Below are 4817 nucleotides of genomic sequence, written 5' to 3' on the forward strand. Positions count from 1 at the left end.
CAAGCGCCTTGCCGTCAGCCACGCGTTCCACTCGCCGCGCATGGACGGCATGCTGGATGCCTTCGGTGAGGTCGCGCAGGGGCTGACGTACGGCACCCCGCGCATCCCGGTCGTCTCCAGCCTGACCGGCGCCCTGGTCACCGACGAGATGGGTACGGCAGACTTCTGGGTCCGGCACGTCCGCGAGGCAGTCCGCTTCCTCGACGGCATCCGTGCCCTCGAAGCCGCCGGGGTCACGGCCTATGTCGAGCTCGGACCCGACGGCACCCTGTCCGCCCTCGCCCAGGCGTGCATCACCGACGAGACCGCGGCCGTCTTCGCGCCCACGCTGCGCGCGGATCGCGCCGAAGCGGAGACCGTCACCACCGCGTTCGCCCAGGCACACGTCCGCGGCGCGGTGGCCGACTGGGACGCACTCTTCGCCGGGACGGGCGCGCGGCGCATCGACCTGCCCACCTACCCGTTCCAGCGCGAGCGCTTCTGGCCGGAGACCGGCACTTCGCTGCCCGGTGACGCCACCGGCCTCGGCCTCTCGACCGCCGGACATCCGCTGCTCGGAGCGGCGGTGTCCCTCGCCGACGCCGACGGGTGCGTCCTCACCGGCCGGCTGTCGCTGCGCACGCACCCCTGGCTCGCCGACCATGCCGTCATGGGCTCCGTCCTGGTCCCGGGGACAGCCTTCGTCGAACTGGCCCTGCACGCCGGCGAAAGGGCCGGCGCCCCGGCCCTTGAGGAGCTGACGCTCCGGACCCCGCTGGTCCTGCCGGAGGCCGGAGACGCCGTGCAGGTCCAGGTCACGGTCGGAGAGCCGGACGCCTCGGGCCGCCGCGCGGTCGCCGTGTACTCCCGCGCGGCCGGCACCGACGACGAGCCGTGGGTCCGGCACGCCGCAGGGCTGCTGGTGCACGATGTGCGTGCCGCCACCGCCGATCTCGGTGCCTGGCCGCCGGCCGGCGCGATCCCCGTCCCGGTGGACGACGCGTACGAGCTGCTCGACGCCTCCGGGCTCCGCTACGGACCCCTGTTCCGGGGACTGCGGGCGGCCTGGCGGCGCGACGGCGAACTGTTCGCCGAACTCGCCCTGGCCGGAGGCTCGCAGAAGGACGCCGACGCGTTCGGACTTCACCCCGCGCTGCTCGACTCCGCACTGCACACCCTGGCGCTCGGCAGCGACCTCCTGGCCGGCCCGGATGCCGACACCGATGCCGGTGCCGACACGCCCCGGCTGCCCTTCGCGTGGAACGGCGTACGGCTGCACGCGGCCGGCGCCGCGGCGGCACGGGTCCGCCTGGCTCCCGCCGGCCACGGCGCGGTGTCGCTGGAACTGGCCGATCCCGCCGGTCGGCCCGTCGCCTCGGTGGACTCGCTGGCCCTGCGAGCGGTCTCACCCGAGCAGATCGGCGCGGCGACGCGGGGCGGCCGCCTGGAGTCCCTGTTCCAGGTCGACTGGACGGCGCTGCCCGCGGAGCGGACCACGGCGGCTCCGGCCCCTGTCTCACGAGCCGTGGTGGGCGGGCGGATACCCGGACTGGACTGCTCCCGGTACACCGACCTGACCGAGCTGGCGACTTCGGACGCCGACGCACCGGACCTGGTCTTCATCACCACGGACACGTATCCCGAGGCCGTGCTGCCGACAGCGGTGCACGCCCGGACAGCCGAGGCACTCGCCCAGGTGCGGGCCTGGCTCGCCGAGGAGCGTTTCGAGTCCTCGCGGCTGGTCTTCGTCACCTATGGCGCGACGCCGGCGCAGGGCCCGGACGAGGCTGTCCGCGACCTCGCGGGCGCCGCGCTGTGGGGCCTGGTACGTTCCGCGGCCACCGAGCACCCCGGACGGTTCGCCCTGGTCGACCTGGACGTCGACGACGAAGCCCTGCCCGAGCACACGATCGTGGCTGCCCTGCTTTCGGGTGAGTCCGAGGTGGTGGTGCGCGATGGCGTCGTGCTGGTTCCGAGGCTGGTACGTGCGTCGGTGCCCGCGGAGGAGTCCGCGGAGTGGCCGGTTGATGGCACGGTGTTGGTGACGGGTGCGAGTGGTTCGCTGGGTGGGCTGTTTGCGCGTCATCTGGTTGTCGAGCACGGTGTGCGGCGTCTGTTGCTGGTGAGTCGTCGTGGTGAGGGTGCCGAGGGTGCTGTCGGGTTGTCGGCGGAGCTGTCGGGTCTGGGTGCGGAGGTGTCGTGGGCGGCGTGTGATGTGGCCGACCGTGAGGCGCTGGCGGCTGTTCTTGGGGGGATTCCGGCCGAGTACCCGCTGACGGCGGTGGTTCACACGGCCGGAGTGCTGGACGACGGCGTGGTCGGTTCACTGACTGCTGGGCGTCTGTCGGCGGTGCTGCGTCCGAAGGTGGATGCGGCGTGGAACCTCCATGAGCTCACACGTGATCTCGGCCTGTCAGCATTCGTGCTGTTCTCCTCTGCCGCCGGTGTGTTCGGCGGTGCCGGCCAGGCCAACTACGCGGCGGCCAACACGTTCCTGGACGCGCTGGCCGCACACCGCGGGGCGCTGGGTCTGGCCGGTACGTCGCTGGCGTGGGGTCTGTGGGCCGAGGCCGGCGGCATGGGCGATGCTCTGGACGCGGAGGACGTCTCGCGTCTGGGCCGTGGCGGTGTGAACGCCCTTTCCGCCTCCGATGGTGTGGCGTTGTTCGACGCGGCAACGGCCGCCGGACGGCCGCCGCTGATGGTGCCGGTCGGCCTGGACCTTGCCGCGCTGCGCGCCCAGGCGGGCAGCGGCATGCTGCCGCCCCTGCTGTCGGGCCTGGTACGGGCGCCCGCACGCCGTGCCGCCGGTACCGGAGCCCCCGACGCCTCGGCGCCCGCCGCACGCCTCGTCGGCCTGTCGGTCACCGAACAGCAAGCGTTCGTACTGGACTTGGTGCGCACCCAGGTCGCGGCGGTGCTCGGCTACGCCGGACCCGAGGCGGTCGAGGCCGACCGCTCCTTCCGCGAACTGGGCTTCGACTCCCTGACCGCGGTCGAACTGCGCAATCTCATCGCCGCCGCCACCGGCCTCCGTCTGCCTGCCACCCTCGTCTTCGACCACCCGACCTCCATGGTCCTGGCAGACCACCTGCGGACCGAGCTGCTCGGCGCGGAGCCCGCGGCTCCGTCGGCACCGGTCGCCGTCGCCGCCCGCGACGACGAGCCCATCGCGATCGTGGGCCTGGGCTGCCGATACCCCGGCGGGGTGGAGAGCCCGGACGACCTGTGGCGGCTCGTCCTGGAAGGCAGGGACGTCGTCTCCGGGTTCCCCGACGACCGTGGCTGGGACGTCGACGGATTGTTCGCCGACGACACCGGCGAGGAGGGGACGAGCCATGCCCGCGAGGGTGGCTTCCTCTTCGACGCCTCCGCCTTCGACCCGGCGTTCTTCGGGATCTCGCCGCGCGAGGCCGTGGCGATGGACCCGCAACAGCGGCTGCTGCTGGAGACCTCCTGGGAGGCCTTCGAGCGGGCCGGCATCGACCCGCGGTCCCTGCGCGGCACGCGCACCGGCGTCTTCGCCGGCGTCATGTACCACGACTACGCCTCCAGGCTCGCCGTACTGCCCGAAGGCGTCCAGGGCTTCGTCGGCACGGGCAACGCGGCCAGTGTCGTCTCCGGCCGGCTGTCGTACACCTTCGGGCTGGAGGGCCCGGCCGTCACCGTCGACACCGCCTGCTCGTCCTCCCTGGTGGCCCTGCACCTGGCGGTACAGGCGCTGCGCAACGGGGAATGCTCGCTCGCCCTGGTGGGCGGTGTGACCGTGATGGCAACCCCCGGGGCCTTCGTGGAGTTCAGCCGGCAGCGGGGCCTCGCGGCCGATGGCCGGTGCAAGGCGTTCTCCGCCGACGCCGACGGCACGGGCTGGTCCGAGGGTGCCGGCGTCATGCTGGTGGAGCGGCTGTCCGACGCCCGGCGCAACGGACACCCGGTACTGGCCGTGGTCCGTGGTACGGCGGTCAACCAGGACGGTGCCTCAAACGGCCTCACCGCCCCCAACGGCCCCGCCCAGCAACGCGTCATCCGGCAGGCTCTGGCCAACGCAGGCCTGACTGCGGGCGAGGTCGACGCCGTCGAGGCCCACGGCACGGGTACGACGCTCGGCGACCCGATCGAAGCACAGGCCCTGCTGGCGACCTACGGCCAGGACCGGCCGGCCGACCGGCCGCTGCTGCTCGGCTCCATCAAGTCGAACATGGGCCACACCCAGGCCGCCGCCGGTGTCGCCGGGATCATCAAGATGGTCATGGCGATGCGGCACGGGGTGCTGCCGCGGACCCTGCACGTCGACGAGCCGACCCCGCACGTCGACTGGTCGGCCGGAGCCGTCACCCTCCTGCAGTCGGCCACGGACTGGCCGGAGACGGGACGTCCGCGCCGGGCCGGGGTCTCCTCCTTCGGCTTCAGCGGCACCAATGCCCACGCCGTCATCGAGCAGGCCCCCGAGGCTGCGGAGCCCGAGGCAGGGCCCGAGCCCGACCGTGTGCCCGGCAGCCTGCCGTGGCTCCTCTCGGCGAAGGACCGGCAGGCCCTGCGCGACCAGGCCGCGCGCATGGCGGCACACATGGCGGACCACCCCGAGCAGTCGCTCACGGACATCGGCTACGCCCTGGCCACCAGCAGGACCGCCCTCGACCGGCGGGCCGCGGTGGTCGCGGAGGACCGTGAAGGATTCCTGGCAGGGCTCGCCGCGCTCGCCGAAGGCGGCTGGACGGCCGGCCTGCTGGAAGGCTCGCCGACCGCCGGGAAGCTGGCCTTCCTGTTCACGGGGCAGGGCAGCCAGCGGTTGGGGATGGGCCGTGAGCTGTACGAGATGTACCCGGTGTTCGCGGCTG

General features: G+C 73.2%; 1 protein-coding gene. It reads left to right on the forward strand.

All coding sequences use genetic code 11. The features are described 5' to 3' along the window. A partial coding sequence (locus ACZ4Z5_RS33155) for an SDR family NAD(P)-dependent oxidoreductase (RefSeq protein ID WP_468269964.1) occupies positions 1-4817 on the forward strand: 4817 nt, incomplete at both ends.

This window comes from Streptomyces sp. NPDC030222 (genome assembly GCF_055573115.1).